General features: G+C 56.7%; 15 protein-coding genes. 5 read left to right on the top strand and 10 right to left on the bottom strand.

Annotation, left to right across the window (positions count from 1 at the left end; translation table 11 throughout):
- Positions 1-2: 2 nt before the first annotated feature.
- Positions 3-1,019 (bottom strand): TRAP transporter substrate-binding protein, encoded by a 1,017-nt coding sequence (locus tag ABLQ08_RS09475; RefSeq protein WP_352941102.1) that lies wholly within the window; start codon positions 1,017-1,019, stop codon positions 3-5.
- Positions 1,020-1,135: 116 nt separating this feature from the next.
- Here ABLQ08_RS09475 and ABLQ08_RS09470 point away from each other — a divergent pair, with 116 nt between their 5' ends.
- The 4 genes from ABLQ08_RS09470 (at position 1,136) to ABLQ08_RS09455 (ending at position 9,269) form a co-directional block, all read left to right on the top strand.
- A complete protein-coding gene (locus ABLQ08_RS09470) occupies positions 1,136-1,585 on the top strand; it encodes a MarR family winged helix-turn-helix transcriptional regulator (RefSeq protein ID WP_352941101.1) in 450 nt (149 codons plus the stop codon).
- Between the two features lie 91 nt (positions 1,586-1,676).
- Positions 1,677-4,892: a 2Fe-2S iron-sulfur cluster-binding protein gene (locus tag ABLQ08_RS09465; protein WP_352941098.1), complete on the top strand. Its 3,216-nt coding sequence runs from the start codon at positions 1,677-1,679 to the stop codon at positions 4,890-4,892.
- Positions 4,893-5,029: 137 nt separating this feature from the next.
- On the top strand, positions 5,030-6,172 hold the full coding sequence (locus ABLQ08_RS09460) for an efflux RND transporter periplasmic adaptor subunit (protein ID WP_352941096.1): 1,143 nt from the start codon (positions 5,030-5,032) through the stop codon (positions 6,170-6,172).
- Positions 6,165-9,269, top strand: a complete 3,105-nt coding sequence (locus tag ABLQ08_RS09455; RefSeq protein ID WP_352941095.1) for an efflux RND transporter permease subunit — start codon at positions 6,165-6,167, stop codon at positions 9,267-9,269. The genes ABLQ08_RS09460 and ABLQ08_RS09455 overlap by 8 nt, the downstream gene beginning before the upstream one ends.
- Positions 9,270-9,342: 73 nt before the next feature.
- Here ABLQ08_RS09455 and ABLQ08_RS09450 read toward each other — a convergent pair whose 3' ends face one another.
- The 5 genes from ABLQ08_RS09450 to ABLQ08_RS09430 all read right to left on the bottom strand — a co-directional run bounded on the left by ABLQ08_RS09450 (position 9,343) and on the right by ABLQ08_RS09430 (position 14,821).
- A complete protein-coding gene (locus ABLQ08_RS09450; RefSeq protein ID WP_352941093.1) occupies positions 9,343-10,122 on the bottom strand; it encodes an ABC transporter ATP-binding protein in 780 nt (259 codons plus the stop codon).
- Positions 10,119-11,027, bottom strand: coding sequence for an ABC transporter ATP-binding protein (locus tag ABLQ08_RS09445; protein ID WP_352941091.1), 909 nt, complete (start codon positions 11,025-11,027; stop codon positions 10,119-10,121). Before ABLQ08_RS09445 ends, ABLQ08_RS09450 begins: the two co-directional genes overlap by 4 nt.
- A gap of 2 nt (positions 11,028-11,029) precedes the next feature.
- Positions 11,030-11,959, bottom strand: a complete 930-nt coding sequence (locus ABLQ08_RS09440) for an ABC transporter permease (RefSeq protein WP_352941089.1) — start codon at positions 11,957-11,959, stop codon at positions 11,030-11,032.
- On the bottom strand, positions 11,959-13,020 hold the full coding sequence (locus ABLQ08_RS09435) for an ABC transporter permease (protein ID WP_352941087.1): 1,062 nt from the start codon (positions 13,018-13,020) through the stop codon (positions 11,959-11,961). Before ABLQ08_RS09435 ends, ABLQ08_RS09440 begins: the two co-directional genes overlap by 1 nt.
- A 199-nt stretch (positions 13,021-13,219) precedes the next feature.
- Entirely contained in the window at positions 13,220-14,821 is a 1,602-nt protein-coding gene (locus ABLQ08_RS09430) for an ABC transporter substrate-binding protein (RefSeq protein WP_352941084.1), read from the bottom strand.
- 216 nt (positions 14,822-15,037) lie between these two features.
- Between ABLQ08_RS09430 and ABLQ08_RS09425 the strand changes: the two genes are divergently transcribed.
- Positions 15,038-15,976: a LysR family transcriptional regulator gene (locus ABLQ08_RS09425; protein ID WP_352941083.1), complete on the top strand. Its 939-nt coding sequence runs from the start codon at positions 15,038-15,040 to the stop codon at positions 15,974-15,976.
- A 62-nt stretch (positions 15,977-16,038) separates the two neighbouring features.
- Here the strand turns inward: ABLQ08_RS09425 and ABLQ08_RS09420 are convergent, their stop codons facing one another.
- The 4 genes from ABLQ08_RS09420 to ABLQ08_RS09405 are packed head-to-tail and all read right to left on the bottom strand — an operon-like array spanning position 16,039 to position 22,417.
- Complete coding sequence (locus ABLQ08_RS09420; protein ID WP_352941081.1) at positions 16,039-18,009, bottom strand: hypothetical protein; 1,971 nt, start codon at positions 18,007-18,009, stop codon at positions 16,039-16,041.
- A gap of 7 nt (positions 18,010-18,016) precedes the next feature.
- On the bottom strand, positions 18,017-20,470 hold the full coding sequence (locus ABLQ08_RS09415; protein ID WP_352941078.1) for a phosphotransferase: 2,454 nt from the start codon (positions 20,468-20,470) through the stop codon (positions 18,017-18,019).
- A complete protein-coding gene (locus ABLQ08_RS09410) occupies positions 20,470-21,354 on the bottom strand; it encodes a glycoside hydrolase family 16 protein (RefSeq protein WP_352941077.1) in 885 nt (294 codons plus the stop codon). Before ABLQ08_RS09410 ends, ABLQ08_RS09415 begins: the two co-directional genes overlap by 1 nt.
- The gene (locus tag ABLQ08_RS09405; RefSeq protein WP_352941074.1) at positions 21,347-22,417 is read right to left on the bottom strand and encodes a GNAT family N-acetyltransferase; all 1,071 of its coding nucleotides are present in this window, start codon (positions 22,415-22,417) and stop codon (positions 21,347-21,349) included. The genes ABLQ08_RS09410 and ABLQ08_RS09405 overlap by 8 nt, the downstream gene beginning before the upstream one ends.
- Positions 22,418-22,425 lie beyond the last annotated feature (8 nt).

Here is a 22,425-nt window from a genome sequence, read left to right as displayed (position 1 = left end):
GCTCACTTGCCGCTCAAGGCTGCGGCAATAGCGTGCGCGTCCGCACCGGTTTCTTCGCTTTTCTTGTCGAGGAAAGTGTTCAGGGCGTCGGTCATCTTGGCCCGGAACTCAGCTTCTGCCTCGGGCGTGATTTCGACAAGCTCGACACCGCTTTCCTTGGCCAGCTCAAGCCCTGCCTGACCTGCCTTGTAGAAAGCTTCAGCGCCCTTCAGGCTGATTTCACGACCCGTCAGTGCGTCCAGCTTTGCCTTCTGGTCGTCACTGAGGCTGTCCCAGCTGGACTTGTTCATCAGGAGATAAAAGCTGTCCAGTGCCGTCGGGATGTTGGTCGTGACGTATTTGGCGGTTTCGTTCAGCTTGTAGGACCGGATGCCGGACGGGCCGATCATGACGGCATCGATGACGCCGGTGTTCATGGCGTTATAGGCATCGGTAGTTGGCATGGAAACCGGAATACCACCCCAGGCTTCGACAAGCGTTGCCATGACAGGGTTCGGCGTGCGGATCTTCATGCCCTGAATGTCGGCAAGTGTCCGGACCGGCTTTTCCCTGGTAACCAGGACCGACGGGTTGTTTGCCCAAAGCCCGAGCAGTTTCGTCTGGTCATATTCGTCTTCGATGAGGGCAATGTTGTCCCAAAGCGCGTTCGTTGCGTCCGTTCCATTGGCAAACAGACCCGGAATGTGAACGACACCTGTCTTGGCGAATTGCTTCGGGGTGTATTCCGGTATTCCGAAGACAATATCGGCAACACCGGTCACGACGCGCTTGTACTGTTGTACCGGGCCCTTGCCGAGTTCACCGGACGGATAGATCCGCATGGTGAGTTCGCCGCCGGTCGCCGCATCAATATCTTCCGCTAGGGGTGACATCACCCCCTGGTCCATAGGGTGCATGGACGGCATGAAATGAGCGACTTTCAATTCCTCGGCACTAGCCGACTGAATGCCAAAAGCAATGGCGGCGGAGGCGATCGCAGCCATCGCCTTCGTGCGGATGTGTCCCACACCTACCTTCATTGACTCTCCCTCCCGTGATTGTCATCCAGTTAATTAACTTGAATAATTATCATTGTTAATTGCATAAGAGGGTATGAGAAATTACGAGTCAACCCGGTTTATCGACGAGGCGCTGAATGTCTGAAGACTTTACGCTGCACAACCGGATTGGCTTCAAGGTCACCCGCCTGGCGAGGATCATGGAAGCCCGGCTGGAAAAGCAGCTTTCCGAACACGGGATCACCCGGTTGATGTGGTGCGCGCTACGCGGGATCGGGATGGAAAACGTCAAGACGCCTTCGGAACTTGCCGATTATATCTGCATTGCCCGGCCTGCGGTTTCCAGGCTGCTGAAGACCATGGAAGAACGCGGGCTTCTGGCACGCAGCGGCATCAATGACGACAAGCGCTACACCGAAGTAGCGCTGACGGAACTCGGTGTTGAAAAGATGAAGGCCTGCCATGTTCTGGTGCGCGATTTGAACGAACATTTCGCCGGCAAGCTGGATGAGGCTGCCTATGAGCTTTTCATGAACATGGTCGATACGCTGACGGAAGACGAACAGGTTCAGCTAATGCGTCTGTGAACGCGATGGGTTGAAGAGAGGGGGAGAGAGTGTTTGTGGTTGGAGGCTTGCTGTCCGTTGAATTGTCACAGAAGACTGCGGAGTGAACGCGGTGAAGTATTTCTCTGACAAGACACGCCCCTTTCACCTTGGTCCTTTTCCGCTCGAACGCCTGGCACGATCCGAAACCGGTTATGAAACGGCCGGAATGCCCGCGTTCCGGCAGATGACATTCTCCCGTCCGGACAGCCCCGAAAACATCATCAACGCGATGAGCGAAGCCCAGGCGATGCTTGATGCCATCCGGGATGGACTGGTCAACAAGGCAAGGGCAGACGTTCCCGATGATCTTGTCGAGCGGCAGAACCACCTGAAGGCGTTCGGGTACTTCTCCGATGTGTCGATGGCAGGGACCTGTTCCGTTCAGCCTGAAATGTTCCTGGAGACGCCATTCCGCAACGCGGATGTCAACCGGCTGGCGGAAAAACTGCGAACCACGCAGACCAAGTCACTTGCTTCCGGCATCGACATGATCATGGCTGACCTTCGCGACGCGATGAATGCGCCGGCAAAGGATGTTGCCCATCACAGGCACGCCCTGGTGTTTCTGGTCCAGCATCCGCGCGAGGTCAGACAGGACGAGCCCGGCAATGCCTGGCTGGAAGGGGCTGGAGCACATCGTTCCGCCTTGCGTGCCATGGAAGTTGCCGTCGTCCTGGCGCAATACATCCGGTTGCTCGGTCACGAAGCATGCGCGCACGGCCACACGACGTCGGATGTCGATCTGCATCATCTTGCCGTTGCCGCGGGAATGGCGACGGTGGAAGGCGGGCAGCTGGTGAACCCGTATCTCGGGCAAGGGTTTGCCATAGCTGCCGTCACCACCGACTTTCCGGTCGCGCATGACAGGCCGTTGCTGCCCATGTCCCAGCAGCCGAAGGCAAAAACACACGGCTTCGCATGGAAAGTCGGGTACAGGACCGGAAAGAGCGCCCGCAATCTGGAACCGTTTGCCAACCGCCGTTACGTCGACGGTGCGCATCCGTTCGAGACGCTGAAACGCGTCGATGAGCCGACGACCTATATCGATGAGGATCGCGTTCCGCGGGTTCCGAAGCGCACCGACATGTTTGCCCGCTCGCTGTTCGGTGACATGGGGCGGAAGAACCAGCAAGCCGCCACCAATGGTCAGTATGTGCGCAAGTCCGCTCCGTCCATGGCGCAACGGCGCGCGCTTGGTGCCTTTGTTCTGTTGCAGGACGGGGATGCGGAAAAGGAACGGTCCGGTTCGACTACGGATCCGCGGACCAATGCCGACAATCTGAAGGCCTTGTCCTACTTTCTTGGCGTTGATGCCGTCGGAGTATCACGCTGCCCTGAGTGGACCTGGTACTCGCATGACGCGACGGGTGCCGCAATCGACCCGCCTCACGATCAGGCGATCTCGATGGTCATCGACCAGGGCTACGAGACCATGGAAGGGGCGTCGGGCGACGATTGGATTGCCGTGTCGCAGTCCATGAGAGCCTATCTTCGGTTTTCCATATTGGGCAGTGTCGTCGCCAGACAGATCCGCAATCTCGGTTACGAGGCCAAGGCGCATACGGTCATGGACGGAGAGGTGCTGCAGCCGCCGCTGTTGCTTCTGTCCGGTCTTGGAGAAGTCAGCCGCATCGGCGAAGTCATCCTCAATCCTTTCCTCGGCCCCCGGCTGAAGTCCGGTGTTGTAACAACGACCATGCCGGTGGCGCATGACAAACCGATTTCCTTCGGGTTGCAGAATTTTTGCGAGAACTGCAACAAATGTGCCCGCGAGTGCCCCTCCGGAGCCATCACCGCCGGTCCGAAGCTGATGTTCAACGGCTATGAAATCTGGAAATCCGACAGCCAGAAATGCACGACCTATCGCATTACCAACCAGGGCGGAGCGATGTGTGGCCGATGCATGAAAACCTGCCCCTGGAATCTTGAGGGCATTTTTTCAGAAGCTCCGTTCCGCTGGGTGGCAATGAACGTGCCGCAAGCCGCGCCGGTGCTGGCCAGGCTCGACGATCTCGCCGGAAATGGACAACGTAATCCGGTAAAGAAGTGGTGGTGGGATCTTGAGCTGCAGGACGACGGCGCCTACCGCCCCTCCGACTTCCCGGTGAACGAACGCGACCTCCAGAAGGATCTCGACCTCAAATACGAAGACCAGACACTGGCCGTCTATCCCGCCAACCTGGCGCCGCACCCCTGGCCATTTCCATTTCCGATGGATCGGGAGAAGGGGATTGAAGCCTATCAGGCTCTGATCACTGCCGAACAGTACAAGGCCCGCCTTGAAAAGGGCGAAACGGATGGGCTTGCGCACGAATACCGGATTGATGGCGACGCACCGGTTATCCGCGTTGAGATCACCAAAGCGGTGCAGATGGCAGACGGTGTCACGAAGTACGAGTTTTCGTCGCTTGACGGAACTCCGCTTCCGTCGTGGGAGGCCGGTGCTCATATCGATATCGTCGTGGCTCCGGAATTCCTGCGACAGTATTCGCTGTCAGGCGATCCCGCGGACAGAAACCGGTATCAGATTGGCGTCCTGCGGGAAGACGAAGGACGTGGCGGGTCCAGACTTTTGCACCGCATTTTCACCGAAGGGCGGAAGATCTTCATTTCCAAGCCGATCAACCACTTTCCTTTGCGCGAAAATGCAGAGAAGTCCTACCTGATGGGCGGCGGGATCGGCATTACACCAATGATCGCCATGGCACATCGGCTGCATGCGATCGGTGCGGATTTCGAAGTGCATTATTCCTGCAGCAACCGGGAGGGCGCGGGATATCTGCAGGATCTTGAGCAGGTTCCCTGGTCGGACAAGGTTCACCTGCATTTCAGTTCCGAGGGCAGCCGAGCAATCCTGGACAAGATCCTTGGCGAGTACAGTGCCAATCATCATGTCTATGCCTGCGGGCCGGATCGCTACATGACTTCCGTAACCGAGGCTGCCGAACGGGCAGGCTTCGGCGAGGATGAATGTCATGTCGAATACTTCAATGTGCCGGAAACGCCGGAATACGAGAACCATCCGTTTGTCCTGAAGCTGGCCCGCAGCGGCAAGCAGATCGAGGTTCCTGCGGACAAGACAGCGGCGGATGTCCTCAACGAAAACGGCATCAATGTCGATGTGAAGTGTTCCGACGGCATCTGCGGCGTGTGCAAATGCGGTCTCGTTTCAGGGGAAGTCGAACATCGGGATTTTGTCCTTTCAAAGAAGCAACGGGAAGGTGCGATTATTCTTTGTCAGTCTCGCGCGGTTGACGAAGGTGGCGTGATCGAAGTCGACATGTAATCGTTCTGCCCGAATTTCTTCTTATTTCTGAGACAAATACTCCAATTTGTGTCTGGTCTTTTGGTTGCCGATTCTGTCTTATGTGATTTGAACGGTTGCAACTTTGACCTGTCCCTTGACGATGTGAGGTGAAACACATGAACCGGGGTATTGGAGTGATCCTTGCGATTGCGGTCGCGTTCATCCTTGGGTTCTGGATATCGTCGAGCGGGCTTGTCGGCTCCAAAGGCAATCCGGCCCAGGTGTCCTCCTTGTCGGAAGTCGGCCAGAACCAGCCGGATGAGGCTGAGGAAAAGTTTCCGACCAATGCCGTCTTCGTCACCGTCGAGGATGTCCGGCTCACTCCGCCAAGGTCACGCATACAGTCGATCGGGACCGGCAAGGCTGTTCGATCCATACACGTTACTGCGGATGTAGCAGGAACGGTCGAGAAGATTCATGTCCAGCCGAATACGGACGTGAAGGCCGGAGATCCGATTGTCACGCTGGAGCGCAAGACGCAGGAAATCCTGCTGGGCAGCGCCAAAGCGGAGTTTGAAAAGCAGAACGCTGCCTTCGCCAGATACGAAACGCTCCTGAGCCAGCATTCCAACGCCGTCTCTCAGGCTCAGGTGGACGAAGCGCGGGCTGCTCTTGCCGTTGCCCAGGCCCAGGTGGCGGAAGCTCAGTACGAGTACGATCGGCGCATCATCCGGGCTCCTTTCTCGGGCCGCATCAACCTGAACGATCTCACGGTCGGCAGTTATCTGCCGCAAGGTGCGGAAATCGTGACGCTGGTCGATGCCAGCAGCCTTCTGGTGGAGTTCACGGTTCCGGAAACGTCGATTTCCCAGATCCGGATCGGCGTTCCCGTGCGATTGTCGACGCCTGCCTTGCAAGGCAGGATCTTCAGCGGCGTCGTGGAGTCCTTTGACAGTTCCATCGATGAGGAATTCCGGACCGTTCGGGTTCGTGCGGAAGTTCAGAACCCTCAAAACCTGCTGCTGCCAGGCATGACCTTCAGCGTCAGTTTGGCCAGTTCGGACAATCCACTGCCGATGGTGCCGGCGGTTTCCATTCTCTGGAACCAGAACGGTGCCTATGTCTGGCGGCTTGGCGTGGATGACAAGCCGGAACGGATCGAAGTGGTTCTGCGGCATCGGCAAAGCGACAATGTCTGGGTCGAAGCGGACCTGAACGACGGTGACCGCGTCGTAAAGGACGGAGCCTTCAAGGTCAGCCAGGGCGCCGACATCGCGATTGAAGTTGCCGGGACAGAGGCAGGCCGCTCTGATGGGTGAGGATGCGGCGCACAAGATCACGCGTGAAAAGCTTGGCCTTGCGGCGACGTTTGTCGGGCGCCCGGTGCTGGCGCTTGTGGTCAACCTTCTTGTGATCATTGCCGGCCTGACCGCGTTACAGGGTGTCGAGGTCCGGGAGTTGCCGAACGTATCGCGGCCGGTCATTTCTGTCAGGGCAACCTTTCCCGGCGCTTCCGCAAGCACGGTTGATGCGGAAGTCACCAGTGTTCTGGAAGATGCACTGGCGCGGCTTGAAGGGCTGGAGAACATTTCGGCGACGTCGACTTATGGCAGTGCCAGACTGACCCTGGAGCTCAGCTCCACAACCGACATCACCGATGCCGCCAATGATGCGCGCGATCTCGTGTCCCGTGCAAGACGAAACCTGCCCGACGACCTGGAAGAGCCGACGGTTCAAAAAAGCGATGCGGATGCCGACCCAATCGTCAGGCTTGCTCTGAGTGGAACCCTGCCTTTGACTGACCTTGCCTCGCTTGCGGAAGGCATCGTTTCGGATCGGCTGCTGTCGATTGAAGGTGTCGCGGAAGTTCAAACCGTTGGCGATTACGACCGGATCATGCGCGTCACGTTCTCTCCGGTTGCCCTCGCCAGCCGTGGAATTTCGCTTGCCGACATGCGCTCTGCGCTGGCCAGTGCCAACCTTGATATCCCGCTCGGAGCACTGGAGACCAACACGCAGGCGCTGATCGTCCGCTCAGTTGCTTCCACCACGACCGAAGAAGCCATCTCCGCAATCCGCCTCAACCGGGAAACGGTTATCGGCGATGTCGCCTTCGTCCAGTTCACCTCTGACGACCCGACCGTAATCACTCGGATCAACGGTCAGCCATCCGTCGGTCTAAACGTCATACGGCAGTCTCACGCGAATACGCTGTCGATTTCGAATGCTGCCCGGATTGCCGTTGCCGAGTTGCGGGAGGAATTGCCGAACGGGGCCGATCTGATGATCGTTTCCGACGACGGCGTGTTCGTGGAACGGTCCATCGCCGGTGTTGTCACAAGCATCGGCATGGCCGTCTTTATCGTCGTGGCGGTGATATTTCTGTTTCTGCGATCCGTCAGGGCGGTGATCGTGCCTGCAGTCGCGGTACCGATCGCACTTGTCGGTACCCTTTCGGCTATCTGGGCAGCGGGGTTCTCGGTCAACACGATCACACTTCTTGCGCTGGTTCTGGCAACCGGCATGGTGGTCGATGATGCCATTGTCGTCCTTGAGAACATTGTCCGCCGGAGACGGGAAGGTTTCGGTGCTTTCGCCGCTGCGGCAGTTGGAACGCGGGAAGTCTTCTTTGCCGTTATCTCGACAACAGCGACGCTCGCAGCGGTCTTCATTCCGATTTCCTTCCTGCCCGGACAGGCAGGCGGCATCTTCAGCGAATTCGGGTTCGTTCTGGCCTTTTCCGTGGCCCTGTCTTCTTTCGTCGCGCTGACGCTTTGTCCTGCGCTTTGCGCATTCGTGGACCCGGGGAAACCCAATGGCAATGCAACTGTCGCCGATGAAGAACTGGATGAGCCGGACAGAGGTGTTCTGTTGCTCTTCGACAGGCTGATCGATGTCATCATCAGGTGGCGGTTTGGGGTTCTAACAGCTGCCCTGGCGTTCGCGGCGGCTTCTCTGGCGCTTTACGGCTCTCTGCCGCAGGAGATCACACCATCGGAAGACCGCGGCACCATCATGGTTGCCCTGCGGACGCCTGCCTCCGCAAGCCTTGACTACACCAGCCAGCAGGTCGAGCGCGTCGAAAAGATCCTGGATCCTTATGTTCAGTCGGGTGAGGCGGTTGCGGTCCAGTCGATCATCGGGTTCGGGAATACCAACTTCGGCCTGGTTTTCGTGCGACTGGCGCAATGGGAAGACCGGACAAGAAGCCAGCAGGAAATCGCCGCTGAAATCCAGGGACCGCTGAGCCGGATACCCGGCGCTCTCATTTCCCTGCGCAGTCCCAACAGTCTGGGTATCCGTGGAGCAGGGAGAGGTGTTCAGTTCGCGGTGGTCGGCAAGGAATATGACGCTCTCGGCGATCTTACCAACGAGCTGATTGCGGCGATGGATGGCGATCCTGCTTTTTCCAATCCGCAACTTGTCAATGAGGTCAACCAGCCGCAGCTTCTTCTTGAGGTCAATCGGGATCAGGCAGCCAATCTGGGCATCGCGCCACGTGATGTTGTCGAGACCTTGAACACGGTTATTGAGGGCGACAAGGTTTCCGAGATTTTCCTCAACAACGAAGCCATCGACGTTCAGCTTGAAGTAGGGGGGCGTCCGATCAACGATCAGGGTGATCTGGAAAATACGTTCCTTCGGGCAAGCAACGGCCAGTTCGTCCCGATATCGACCGTGGCTGAACTGTCGGTCTCCGCAGCGGCTTCCACGCTGGCTCGTGAAGCCCGTGAACGGGCTGTCACCGCACAGGCCAATCTCGGACGAGGCGTTGACCTGGGAACCGCAGTCGCGCGGCTGAAGGAAATTGCTCCGGACATTCTGGGCAATGAGGGCCGCCTGGTCTTTCTTGGAGAAGCCGCGACACTGGATACCGGTGAAACGGCTGCGTTGCTGGTCTTCGCTGCTGCTTTGTTGATCGTATTTCTGGTCCTGTCGGCACAGTTTGAGAGTTTCAGCAGCGCCTGCATCATCCTGATCACGGTTCCCTGCGGGCTCGGAACAGCCCTGCTTGCCATATTGATGACTGGAGGCAGTTTGAACTATTACAGCCAGATCGGCCTCGTCATTCTGGTCGGCATCATGGCCAAGAACGGCATCCTGATCGTCGAGTTCGCCAATCAGCTGCGCCAGAAGGGGCAATCGGTTGACGATGCCATCCGCAATGCCATGCGGATCAGGCTCAAGCCGGTCATGATGACCATGGCTTCCACCGTTGCAGGCAGCATTCCGCTCGTGCTTGCTTCAGGAGCGGGAGCCGAAGCCCGGATTGCGGTTGGCTGGGTTGTGGTCGGCGGCCTGGGGCTCGCGACCATCTTTACCCTGTTCCTGACCCCGGCTGTTTACCGGATCATAGCCTCGTGGGCACAGCCGCCGGGGGCATCGGAGAAGAGGTTGAACAGCGAGCTCACCTAGATTGTTCTGACTTTGACGATCCGATTTTCAAGACGGCGTGGCAGCGTTGTTGCCACGCCCTTTTCGAGTGCTGTCAGGCAAATTCCTTGAACGTCTTCAGAGCCGCCCGGTCATAACCGTGCGAAGCTGTCCAGAGCTGGCGGGTGTAGTCATGGGCGACTTCGCCGCTGCGCATCTGTTCCTCGGTCATTTCCTCGATGACCACTCCCCGGTTCATGACTGCGATCTTGCTGCACAAGTGACCGACGACCGCAAGATCATGACTGACCATGATGTAGGTCAGTCCGTGGGCTTTGCGCAGCGCCGACAGCAGATTGAGGATCTCCGCCTGAACAGAGACGTCCAGAGCGCTTGTCGGTTCGTCTAGCAGGATGACCCTTGGTTCCAGAATGAGCGCCCGGGCGATGGCAACGCGCTGACGCTGGCCTCCGGAAAGCTGATGGGGGTAGCGGAACCGGAATTCCGGTCCAAGGCCAACCTCCTTCAGGATCCTGATGATGCGCTCGTCGCGATCATCAAGATTATGAATGACGAGCGGCTCTTTCAGCGTGTCGTCTACGGTACGGCGAGGGTGCAGCGATCCATAGGGGTCCTGAAAGACCATCTGCATGTGCTTGCGTGAAGCAACTGTACGCTTGGGCGTGAGAAGCTGGCCGTCAACCTTGATGGACCCGGTCCAATGAGCATTGATGCCGACCATCGCCCGAAGAATGGTTGACTTGCCGGAACCGGATTCGCCAACCAGCCCGTAGCTTTCACCTTCCGCGACTTCCAGGTTGACGTCACGGACGGCATGGATCTGGTTGTGACCGGAGCCGAAAACGATGTTCAGGTCCTTGATGTCGATCATCATGTCAGGCCTCCATCGGCATCGCCGCCTTCAGTCAACCAGGCCGGATCGCGTTTCAGGACCGGCAGGTCATCGTGCCTGCCGTCCAGACGCGGCAGGCAATTCAGCAGGCCCTTGGTATAAGGGTGTTGGGCCTGGTCGAGATTTTTGGCGTCGAGCGTTTCCATGATCCGTCCGCCATACATGACAAGCACACGGTCACAGAAACTGGAGACCAGTTGCAGGTCGTGGCTGATGAGCACAAGTCCCATGCCGCGTTCGCGGACCATGTCATCCAGAAGGGCCAGCACCTGCATCTGAACCGTCACGTCAAGTGCGGAGGTCGGTTCATCGGCAATCATCACCTGCGGATTGGTAATCAGCATCATGGCGATCATGATGCGCTGTCCCATTCCTCCGGACACCTGATGCGGATAAAGGTTATAGACCTTTTCCGGTTCACGGATGCGAACTGTATCCAGCATGGCCAAAGCGCGCTTTTTCGCGTCCGCCTTGGAAATGTCCTCGTGGCGGCGGCAGGATTCGGCAATCTGGGCGCCAACGGTCAGGACGGGATTCAGCGAGTATTTCGGGTCCTGCATGATCATTGAAATGCGGGAGCCGCGAATGCTGCGCATCTTTTTCTCGCTCGCTTTCATCAGATCCAGGCCGTCAAACTCCATCTTGCTGGCGTCGATCGAGCCATTGCCTGCCGTCAGGCGCAGCAGTGCTCTGCCGGTCTGGGATTTTCCGGAGCCGGATTCCCCAACGATGCCGAGCCGTTCCCGGCCAAGGTCGAAGCTGACGCCGCGCACCGCATGGACAGGCCCTTTGGGCGTTGTAAAGCGAACGTGCAGGTCACGTACCGAAATCAGCGGATCCTGTCCCGAGGGTTCTGAAGAAAAGCCAGTCATCCTCATCTCATTCATGCTCAGTGCCCTCCCGAACTACGCGGATCGAGCACGTCTCGCAAACCATCACCCAGCAGGTTGAAGCCCAGGGAGACCACGAGAATAGCAATCCCGGGAATGGTCGGCACCCACCATTGATCAAGCAGGAAATCGCGGCCGGTTGCAATCATTGCGCCCCATTCGGCCAGGGGAGGCTGCGCACCGAGGCCAAGGAACCCAAGACCGGCTGCCGTCAGAATGATGCCTGCCATGTCGAGGGTCAGACGGACGATCGTCGAAGACAGGCACATGGGCATGATATGGGCAAAGAGGACGCGGGCCTTTGATGCCCCCATGATTTCGGCGGCCATGATGTATTCGCTGCTGCGCAAGGTCAGCGTTTCCGCCCGGGCCAGGCGTGCATAGGGTGACCAGGTGGTCAGAGCGATTGCCAGAACCGCGTTTTCCAGACCTGGGCCCAGAACGGCCACGAATGCAAGCGCCAGTATGAGGCGCGGAAAGGCGAGGAAGATATCGGTGATGCGCATCAGAACCTTGTCGACGATGCCGCCGAAGAGGCCGGAAGCCGTTCCGATGATCAGTCCGATGGGCATGACGATGATCGAAACAAGGAAGATGATGTAGAGGGTGACGCGCGACCCCCAGACAATCCTGTCAAAGACATCGCGCCCGAGCTCGTCCGTGCCGAACCAGTGTTCGGCGCTCGGTGCGGCCAGGCGGTTGGCAAGATCCTGTGTCGTGCCGTCGCCGCTCGCAATCAAGGGTGCGAACAGTGCGACAAAGCAAAGGAAGGAAACGATAAACAACCCGAGCATTGCGATCGGGTTGGTCTTGAACGACAGCCAGCCGATATAGGCCCGCTGACAGCGCGCCTGGAAGGCGTTCTGGGGGAAGTCCGCCAACAGCCAGGCAGTCAATCCGCGGTTCGGTTTGATGGACGCGTCTGACATTACTTGGCCCTCGGATCGACAATTCGATAGAGAATGTCGGACAGCATGTTGATGAAGACGAAGGACAGTCCCACGACCAGGGTGCCGCCAATTACGGCGTTCATGTCCGCGTTGAAAAGCGAATTGGTGATGTATTGACCGATCCCGGGCCAGGCGAACACGGTTTCGGTCAGGACCGAGCCTTCAAGCAGGCTGGCATAGGTCAGGCCGATGATGGTGATCAGCTGCACCAGCACGTTGCGGAAGGCGTGATGCCAGATAACGGCACCCTCGTTCAGGCCTTTGACCCGGGCTGTCAGAACATATTCCTGGTTCAGCTGGTCCAGCATGAACGAGCGGGTCATGCGAGCAATATAGGCGAGTGAGTAGATTGCCAGCATCGAAGCCGGCAGAATGATGTGCGAGACAGCGTTCCAGAAGACATCCCAATGGCCCTCAATCGCTGAATCGATGAGGATGACCCCGGTTATCGGGTCGACAATGCCGTCATAAAAAAAGTCGATACGGCCGGGACCGGCGACCCAATCCAACTTTGCGTAGAAAATCAGCAAGGCAACCATGCCCAGCCAGAACACCGGGATCGAATGGCCGAGCAGTCCAATGACGCGAACGATATGGTCGATCAGTTTGCCTTGCCGCACGGCCGCCAGAACACCTGCGGGAATGCCGATGATTATTCCGACAATCGTTGCGATGGTGGCAAGCTCAAGAGTGGCAGGAAAGAAACGCTTGATGTCCTCGATCACCGGACGGGTGGTCATGACCGAGTTGCCAAAATCGCCATGCAGGATGTTGTTGAGAAAGATCAGATATTGCTGCCAGATCGGTTTATCGAGACCGAGCTGAAGATACATCGCCTCATAGACTTCCTTGGATGCACGATCGCCGACGATCGCGACCACAGGGTCATTGGGCATGATGCGGCCGATAATGAAGGTAATGGCCGTCAAACCGATGAAGGTGAGAAGGAGCATGACGATGCCCCCGCCGATCTTTCTGGCCACATTCACATAAGGTTTGAAATCCACCGCCGCGCTTCGCACTGTGGAACTGTCAGTCATTCAGATATTCCCGCAACTTGCACCCGCCGAAATGCAATCCGGGAAACCTGCCGTAATTTTCTGCCAAAGCATCCGCCCCCGGATAACAATCGATAGCCACGCAAAACCGCACGCCCCTGGAGATGTCGGGCGCGCGGTATTACGCATTGTCGATGGCCGCACATGTTTGCTGAGTGCAACATGCGCGGCCGAGCCGCTATCAGTTCTTGGTCACGTTGCGGTAATACGCCTGATCGGACGTAACGCCGTTGACGAAACCATCCACGTTCGCACGCTGGCCGAATGTCCCGATCGCCTGGAACATGATGGTGAACGGAGAATCTTCGCGAACCTTCTTCTGAAGATCGGCGTAGATGTCCGCCCGGACTTCCGGATCGGATTCCGCCGCTGCCTGGTTGGTCAGCTCGGTCAGGCCTTCCGCATCCCAGGCATTACGCCAAGTCAGCTTGCCGGTCAGCTTTGCTTCCAGACGGTTGTCGGGGTTGTGCGCAAAGGCGTCGGCGTTGGAATGCGGATCAGAGTAATCCGGACCCCAGCGGGCAACGATCAGCTCATGCTTGCGGGCGCGGTACTTCGGCCACAGGGTCTTGCCATCGGACAGGATGATTTCGGAATCGATGCCGACTTCCTTCAGGCTGGCCTGAATGTTCTGTGCAACTTCCTTGAACGGAGATTTGTTCAGCGTATCGATGGTGATCTTGGTGCCCGGCTCAACGCCAGCTTCGGCAATCAGAGCTTTCGCCTTGTCCATGTCGTAGCTGTAAGGCGTCTCCATGGAAGCTGCCCACATGCCTGACGGCCAGAAGTTCTGGTGGATCTTGTACTGGCCATCGAGGATGGATCCGACCATGCCGTCGTAGTCGACGATGTAGTTGAGCGCTTCACGGACCTTTGGCTTGGAAAGAACCGGGTGCTCCATGTTGGTCGCCAGATACATCAGGTATCCCTTCGGATACTGCTGTGCGGAGACATCCGCATTGCCTGCGAGGCCCTTGAGCTGATCGGCGGTCAATTCCATGGCAGCGTCAACATCGCCCTTTTCCAGCAGCAGACGCTGTGCTGAAGGTTCTGCAACGTGGCGGATCACGACACGGTTCATTGTCGGCTTGCCATGGCGATAGTCATCGAACGCTTCAAGAATGAACAGTTCGTTGGCTTTCCAGGTTTTCAGCTTGAAAGGACCGGAGCCCGCAGCATGGTCTTTCAACCAGCCGTAACCCATGTCGCCATCGACTTCGTGCTTCTGGACTTCCTTCATGTCCACGATGGAGGCAACACTTGAGGAGAGCAGGTTCAGCACCAGCGCCGGAGAGATGTCTGCAAGAATGTTGATCTCGACGGTATTGTCGTCAACGGCAACAACAGCCTCGTCAACATTTTCAGGTGTCCAGCCGATCTGCTTGATGATGAAAGCCGGTGTCTTGTCGAGCTTGATTGCGCGTCCAAGCGAATAGGCAACGTCGGTTGCGGTCACCGGATTGCCCGAATGGAAGGTCAGCCCAGGGCGCAGCTTGACGGTGATCTTTTTCCCGTCGTCGGAAAATTCGTAAGATTCCGCAATGCCTCCAACCAGCTCGGTCAGGTTGTCCGGCTCAAACAGGAACAGACGCTCATAAAGATTGGCGAGGACACGGCCACCTGTAAATTCAAAGGTTTCCGCCGGATCAAGCGTAATGGCATCCGCGGTGTTGCGGGCGATAACGAATGTATCTTTAGGTGTTTCCGCAAGCGCCGGAAATGCGACGGATGTTGCTAGAATTGCCGCAAGAGACGCGCTCTTGAGAGATGGTAGGAGTTTCACGACTTTTCCCCTCTGAAACAACTCGGATTTCGAAATGCCGGCTAACACCGGCGATCTTGCATGCAGCCCGCTTCATTTTCCGAGCCAGGTTCCTGCATTCAAATGACCGGATTAGCTTATATCGACAGGTTGAATTCGACCAACAGGCTTGTTATGCAAATTTTGCATACATTTTTGCGTTGCATATAATTTCGCCAATTGGTTCAGGAGATTAGCGTGGACACCAACTGGTTGACCGACTTTCTCGTTCTCAGCAAGCAGGGGAACTTTTCTCAGGCGGCCGAAGAGCGCAACATCACGCAATCAGCCTTCAGTCGGCGCATCAAGGCGCTGGAAACCTGGTTGGGGGCTGAGCTTTTCGACCGCAGCAGCTACCCGGTCACGCTCACGCAGGAAGGGCAACAGTTCCATGATACAGCTCAAAATGTGCTTAGAGAGCTGGAGCTTAACCGGGTTGAATTTCAGAGACGCAAATCCAGTTCAACACCCGACTTGCGTCTGGCGGCTGCAACTTCGCTTGCCCTGAGTTTCGTCCCGGACTGGCTCCGTCAGGTCAAGGCAACCTGCGGCGACTTTTCGGTCTCCATCGACACCTATGACTTTTACGAAATGATCGAAATGCTGGCGGACCGGAAGATGGATCTGGTCCTGCTCTATTTTCAGCCACAGGTACCTGCATTTTTCGAGCACCACGAGTTCGAGTCCATCAAGTTGGGCGAAGATACTATGCATCTTTGTACTGCACTTGATGAGAACGGAAGTCCGGCCTTTGACGTCGATAACCCGCCGAGAGGTGGCCTCGAATATGTCGGCTATGGACAAACAGGATATTTTTCCAAAGTCGAAGACCTTATCTTTTCGAAAATGACAGCGCAGGATCCTACCTTCGTCTGCACGTCGCAAAGCGGCACCTGCGAGTTCATGAAAAGTCTTGCTCTGATGGACCGCAAGATGCTTTGGCTGCCTGCCTGCAGCGCTTATGAGAGCGTCCGGTCCGGGGAGTTCGCATTGGCCGGAGATGGCCGGTATGACATGGAGCTTGAAATCTGGGTCTACAAGAAACGGGATACGACCTCTCCCCTGATCCAGAAAATCTGGTCTCACCTGAAAACCGACCCATGCACCGGACATTTGAGCAGTTTTCAGTTGAGGTGAAGGACGGCGGGCATTTGGTTAAAGCGATGGCAGAAGCGAGTCACGATAAGACAGTCGAGGTCCTACTGTCGTGCGTCGTGTGAATGTCGGCGATCCTGCGGCTGTCCGGATTGAAGGAACCTGCGTGCCGTGAATATGCGGGCATCTCTGTTTGCGAAGACGAGCTGGAAATCGGGAGCTGCAAGAAGCTCCATCTCCATGTTGTCCAACGCACCTTTCGGCATGATCCCAAGCGCTTCGACATAGGCTTTTTGGCTTCGAGTGAGGATAATGTAGCCGTCGGCCCAGCTTTCATTCCTGAACCAGCGGCGCAGAACGCCTGAAGGATCGCTCAGAATTTCATTTCTGGCATCCGGTCGCTCGTTGGAGAGCGGGACATAGGTGAAGTTCTCGTAGTTTCGGAACTGAGACGGATAACTGCGGGCGCCTTCCACCAGCAGGGTGCCGGGTAGGGCCCGTTCATAGAGCCACTGGGAAGCCGCGACCTCGTCCGGTGAAAACCGGTACTGCCGGTCCTTGCCGTTGTTGCCGAGGAAAAAACCGACGGCCATCAAGAGGGTTACCGCGGCAAACACGAGGCGAGGGACAAGCCCGCGTCCGGATATGTTGGTTGGAAAGAACAAAGCTGCTGCAAAGAAGGACAGGAATGGCACGCAGAACAGAAAAATCCGGAAAATGGCTTCGCCGCCGTAAGAAGTCACCAGCATGATGCTCAGTGGCGCGGCTGCCAGGGCACAGGCGATGCCGTCTCGCCCTCCGTGGCTTAACCGCCGCAACCATCCCAGACAGGCCAGGGCCGCTATCCCCAAAGTAAGCAGTCTGCCTGCCCAGGCGACGATCGCAACTTCCGGATCGACGGTGGAAGTGTCTATGAATTTTTCCGTGAATCCACTGAACGACCGCAGCATTTCCGCTACTTCTTCCGGCAGAACCACGGCAGTGAATGGAGCCGCGGGATAAATAACCCAGGAGACAAGAGCAAGGGCGGTGAGGGCGGCATAACCGATGCTCAGACCGGACAGGAGAGACAGCAGTGAGAGAGAGACGACCAGGATCAGCGGTGTCAGCTGGTGCGAGGCAACCATCACCCAGATGGAGAGGCAAACAAGCAGCACCAGAAGAACGCGGGTCGAGCGCCTTGGTTCCGGCAATCTTGGAGCTCCGCGTGTGAGGAGCGCTCGAAGTTCGTTAAGTTTCTTGTGTGCAACGGATGAACCTGCGCTTCCTGGAAGCCTCAGCGGGCCGAGGCAAATGGCCAGAACAAGAAGATAAAGTCCGTAGGCAAAAGCCTGAGGAGAAAAATAGTCCTGTCCGACCCAATTGGCGCACAGGAACATCCACGCCGCGGACCAAACGAGTCGGAAGTCGTCTGTAAACCGCCGAAAGATCGCAACGAGCAGCGCCGCGTAGCAAAGATTGGCCAGGACAGGAAAGAAACGAACGATATTGGCAATCTCAATGGAATTGAGACCGAAAAGATCGGCTAGTTTTGAGGAGATCCAGAAGAATAACGGCCAGTTATGATAGGCCGCCAGGAAAGGGGCCTCACGGTCCACGCCTCCATGCCGCTGGATGTAGTCGACAATTCCCAGGTGCTTCCACGCCCAGGAGTATCTCAGGGTTTCATAGACAACGGGCGCAGTGGCATGAAGAAAAAGGATCAAGATGACAAGGTTCAGCGGACGAAGGACCGGCCACCTGCAGGATGTGTCGAGACTGAGCGCGAAACTGCATGTTGCCAGACACAGGCCGATCCAGAAGGACATGGGCAGGATTGAAACAAGTCCGAAATTGTCCAGAAGGTCGGCGTCCATCTGCGGAAGGCTTGCAAGCCAAAGGACAGCGGCAAGAAAAGCGCTGGTCGCGGAGGCAATTTCGAGCCTGACGACCCCGAACATTCGTGATGAAGAGCGTGTTCCGGTCGAACGGCGATACAATCTGGTGATCTGCGCACTTTCAGTCCGAGCGCCCCGGTCCCTCTTGGCTAACCTGGGTTTTCTGAACGTTGCCCGTGATACCGTTTCCACACTCATGTGACGCTCATCCGGTTCTTGCGGCAATCGCAGTCAACACACGATCGACATTGGCGCGCATCCACAGCCAGTTTCCATGGTATCGTTCGGACTTGATCAAATTGGATTTTACGTGATGCAGCCAGGTCAGCAAGAACATGCTCTTGTTGAAGTCCCTGTCCACCTTGGCAGTTGAATCGAACTTCATCGGAGCAAACGCAAATCCGAGGATGTCTTCATGTTCGAATCTGCCATCAAGAACGCAGCTTGAGACGATCTGTCCGAGCTCTTCTCCGCTCCCCAGCATTCTGGTGGTGATCGCCAGGTGAAAGAGATCCAGTGCAAGGGGTGCGTTGGGTCTGGAATTGTCCCAATCGACCAGACCGGAAATCTCTATCTTGGAAGAAGAATTTGACGTATGCGTCAGCAGGACATTTCCGGGACACAGGTCTCCGTGCCCGCGACCGAGTGGGAGTTCCCTGCCAATCAATGCTCTTCTGAGATCTTCGCGCAGGCATTCCAGGGTGGCCGCCCGGTCTTCTGACCTCCAGCTGGAACGTGTTGCCGTGGCGATCGTGCCGATTGGCGCATCAATCCAGTGATCAGCCCAGTCATGATCAAGTATCGAAGGTTCTGCAGTACTTTCGTGCAGTTTCGTCACAAGCATTACCGCAGCGTTGCCGGCAGCTTTGGGATGATCAAGGTTGCCAAAGAAAGATCTGCCGTCTTCTCCTGGCAGAGCAGTTTCCACCGACCTGAAGAAACCACCCTGCTGGTCTTCTCCAAGAATTTCCGGGAACCATTTTTTAAGGTCACGGATACGCTGATCGGAGTGCAGCTCCTTCAACACCTTTGCATTTCGTTGCAGGGCGGCTATCCCGGCGCGTGTTGTTGCATATTTGACGACCGCTTCCGTGACATCTCCACCGGAATGTGGATCGTCATCTTTGCGTGTCAAAAGCAGCGTCGCGCTGTCAGTGGCCGATACCGGCATTCTTTTCAGTTCATGTTGCCCGAGGTCGAAACTTCCGATCGCGCCCTTGGGGCCTGGAAAAATATCCCAGGTGGAATAGGCCGGTTTGAAAAGTCGATGCTTGATCATGCTGGCGATGTCCGCCAGAGAGGCTGCCACAAGCAGTGTGATGTCGGAGACGGTTCCGGGTTTCGACTGCACAAGTTTGAAAGCCAGGAAACCTGCCAGCACGAGCGAATGAGCAATCAACCACCCGTAAGCGACACCCAGAGCGCCGAGTCTGTGCAGCAACAGGGCGCTAGCGGTCGTGAAGATGACGAGTGTCGCGAGCTGGAGCACAGCAACGGTCTGCGTCCTGCCCTTGGCCCGTAAAGCTGCAATGAAAGTGGTTGTAGCTGCCCAGGGCAGACATGAAGTGACCAGCACCCTGAGAATTGACGTGCTTTCCGTGACATAGGCCGCGCCGAACAGTTCCAAGAGATAAGGAGCTCCGACCCAGATGACCGCCACTGCGCAGATCATCAGCAACATCGTATGGCAAAAGGCGTCAGACGTCAGGCGGACTATGCGCTGCGGGAATGCCGCGCTTTCAGCCAAAAGGGATATGCCCATTGAGCGGCCGATCAGGTAAACCGAATAAGTGAAAGTCCAGGCTATGTGATAGGGTGCATTTGCTTCCACGCCCGCAACAGATGCAATCATCAAGGGGGCGAGCCCAAACCCTGCTGTCAGAAAGATGCTTCCGGCATAGTCCCAACTGAGAAAACTCATGATCGACCTGAGCTCGATCTGTTCTGTATTGCCTGTGTGTTTCCTTATCGCCAGGTGTCTGAAAATCAGCACGTTGATGACCAGGACAACCGGAATGAGGGCAATTGTCCAGCCGAGGTAAATTCCATTGACCGGCAGCGTGGCCATAAATGCGAAGCCGACCAGAAAGGCAATTTTCAGCAACGCATAAGCTGTGTTTTCAAACGGGATCATCACTGAAAGGCGCAACCCGGACAAGGCTGCATCCTGGAGCGCGAAGATGGTCCAGATGACGGTGCCAGAAACGAAAACCGTCGTGGTGACCGGATCGGTTTTCAGAGCTGCGAGGGCAGGGGTGAGCGTGCCGATGCCGAGTGCAAAACCAAGGGCGATGGCACCTGATAGGAGACCTGCGGCGATATAGGATTTGAGGATTAGTGAACCGGCTTGAGGTCCTGCAGTAGGCAAGAAGCGGTTCAGGACCGTTCCCAGGTTCATTTGGCCGAAATAGCTGATCGGTGCCATCAATGCGATCAGGGCGGCCCCGAGACCGACCTGACTTTGATCGTAGAAACGGGTTGCCGCCATCCAGAACACGATACCAATCGCAGAGGTAATGCCCGTACTGGCAATCATCGCATAGCCATTTACAAGCAACGGTGCTGTTTTCAGTGCATTCTGGATCTTGTGCATGAGGTTTGAGTGGTTCGCAGTGGCGGGAGTGATGGGGCCGGGCAGGGTCGTGCGCAAATCGCTCATTACGGCGACCTCTGCCACACCCGCACGTAGTCCACTTTCAGCTCGGCGGGGAATTTTGTGCTCTCATCCGGCGCACCCGGCCAGTTTCCGCCAACAGCAAGGTTTATGATGAGATACATCGGGACATTGGAAATCAGGTCTCGATCCTCAATTCGCCACAGTTCTTCACCGTCGAGATACCATGTGATTTCATCCGGAGACCATTCCAGGCCGTACACATGCCAGTCCTTGCTGAGGTCGTCCGTCTCGATTTCGTGACCTTTCTGTCGAACATCGCCGTTGGCTTTTTTGTAGTGATAGTGCAATTCGAGCACACCTGGGCGATGACCTAGAACTTCCATGATGTCGATTTCGGGTTTGGACGTATGGTTGTCTGGTAGAAGCCAGAAAGCCGGCCACAAACCTTGACCTGATGGAACCTTGGCGCGCATTTCGAAAAAGCCATATGTGGCCGAAAAGCGGGTATCTGATCGACCTTCCTCGTAGTAGCGACCGCTCGTCACCATTCCGGATGTGTAAGGAAAGGTCATGCCCTCATGGCCGATCACTTCTTCGGGCTTGGCGGTAAGGATCAGGGTTCCGTCTTCAATGCGGATGTTTTGAGGGACGTACCACTGAAGCTCCTTGTTTCCGAGATTGGTACAACCGTTGTTGTCCCACCAGTAGCAGGTCGTCCAGCGATCCAGCGACAGTTCCGGATCTGCAAATTCATCCGAAAAAACAATGTCGAACCTGCCCTCCGGGCCGAGCGGTGAAAGAGGAGGTGAGGAGGGGCGGGGAGCGGGAACCGGAGGGAGAACATCGACTGCTCCGGCTGGCTGACCAATGCCGAACATCCCTGACGCGACGACGAGAAGGAGAAGATGAAACCTACCGCTAAACATCGGTGAAGCCGATCAACCGTTTGATCCCTGAGCGCATCGTTCGATCGGCCGAGAAAATGGGCAGCTTTTCAAACCAAAGCTCTGCATAAGGAACCGCGACGGCGCCGAAGTGCCCCTTGAACTGAGCGAGTGATCGCGACAGTCCGGTCTCGCCCATGTGATAGTGCGTACATTTCCGGCTGCAGGCCAGCTCGATGATCTTGGCCTGAAGCAAATAGTTTGCGTATGTTCGGCCGATCAGGCGTTCGTCCATTGCGCCGCGGGTATAGTGTGCGTTCCTGTCCACCAGGACAATGGATCCGGCGACCGGTTTGTCGTTGTGGCGAGCGATCGCCACCTGAAATATGCCGTTGGCGCAATTGGCCATGACCCGAAATTTTCTGGACGAATCCCGCATGTGTCCACGTAGCTGCGCCAGCCAACCGAACTCATGCTGCTTTTTTGCCCATCGGTCGATCGAGCGCCGGAACAATCGCTCAAAACTGGCAATCAAGGTTTCATTGTTGCCGATTTCAACCGTGACGCCCTTTTTTTCCGCCCGGCGGATCTTGCTACGCGTATTGCCGGAAAACCGGGTCCTGCGCACGGTCTCAAATCCACCTTCCAGATTGAGAATGTGAGACGTCTTCGGGACCGCAGACCAGCCTCTTGCACCTGCCGCTTTCAGCCACTCGCGTGCCTGCAGCGGATTTGGCCGTACCGAGATGGCTGCGCCGGGAATGTCAGAACAATCTTCAAGGATCGCTTCCAGATGTTGAGCAGCAAGAGGCTCCCTGGCAAGTACTCCACCGAACCCCCATGAGGAAGGGGGCGAGTTCAGGATAGAGCAGGTAAAAGGAACCAGTGTCTTTTTGAATAGTGGAAGTATGGCTTCGTGGCCGTCGGAAAAAAGATAGTGTCGGCTGACTTCCCTGCTACCGGAGCCATGCAGTATCGCACCGGCCCATTTTCGGGACTGTGTTGGCATGGCAAACGGGTCGACGGAATAGATCTTGTCCCACGCCGAAGCTGTAGCCTCCCATGCGACTTCGTTTGAAATAGGTTGTATGTGTTCGTTCAACATCCTGTTGC

Source organism: Roseibium sp. SCP14 (assembly GCF_040329475.1).
Classification (GTDB): Bacteria; Pseudomonadota; Alphaproteobacteria; order Rhizobiales; family Stappiaceae; genus Roseibium.
This window is presented reverse-complemented; position numbering and strand designations above follow the sequence as displayed.

Bases quoted from the DNA above. Each gene is read 5' to 3' on its own strand.
- ABLQ08_RS09450 (WP_352941093.1), bottom strand. From the start codon at position 10,122: ATGATGATCGACATCAAGGACCTGAACATCGTTTTCGGCTCCGGTCAC.
- ABLQ08_RS09415 (WP_352941078.1), bottom strand. From the start codon at position 20,470: ATGAGCGATTTGCGCACGACCCTGCCCGGCCCCATCACTCCCGCCACT.
- ABLQ08_RS09460 (WP_352941096.1), top strand. From the start codon at position 5,030: ATGAACCGGGGTATTGGAGTGATCCTTGCGATTGCGGTCGCGTTCATC.
- ABLQ08_RS09475 (WP_352941102.1), bottom strand. From the start codon at position 1,019: ATGAAGGTAGGTGTGGGACACATCCGCACGAAGGCGATGGCTGCGATC.
- ABLQ08_RS09435 (WP_352941087.1), bottom strand. From the start codon at position 13,020: ATGACTGACAGTTCCACAGTGCGAAGCGCGGCGGTGGATTTCAAACCT.
- ABLQ08_RS09420 (WP_352941081.1), bottom strand. From the start codon at position 18,009: ATGAGTGTGGAAACGGTATCACGGGCAACGTTCAGAAAACCCAGGTTA.
- ABLQ08_RS09455 (WP_352941095.1), top strand. From the start codon at position 6,165: ATGGGTGAGGATGCGGCGCACAAGATCACGCGTGAAAAGCTTGGCCTT.
- ABLQ08_RS09470 (WP_352941101.1), top strand. From the start codon at position 1,136: ATGTCTGAAGACTTTACGCTGCACAACCGGATTGGCTTCAAGGTCACC.
- ABLQ08_RS09410 (WP_352941077.1), bottom strand. From the start codon at position 21,354: ATGTTTAGCGGTAGGTTTCATCTTCTCCTTCTCGTCGTCGCGTCAGGG.
- ABLQ08_RS09405 (WP_352941074.1), bottom strand. From the start codon at position 22,417: ATGTTGAACGAACACATACAACCTATTTCAAACGAAGTCGCATGGGAG.
- ABLQ08_RS09445 (WP_352941091.1), bottom strand. From the start codon at position 11,027: ATGAATGAGATGAGGATGACTGGCTTTTCTTCAGAACCCTCGGGACAG.
- ABLQ08_RS09440 (WP_352941089.1), bottom strand. From the start codon at position 11,959: ATGTCAGACGCGTCCATCAAACCGAACCGCGGATTGACTGCCTGGCTG.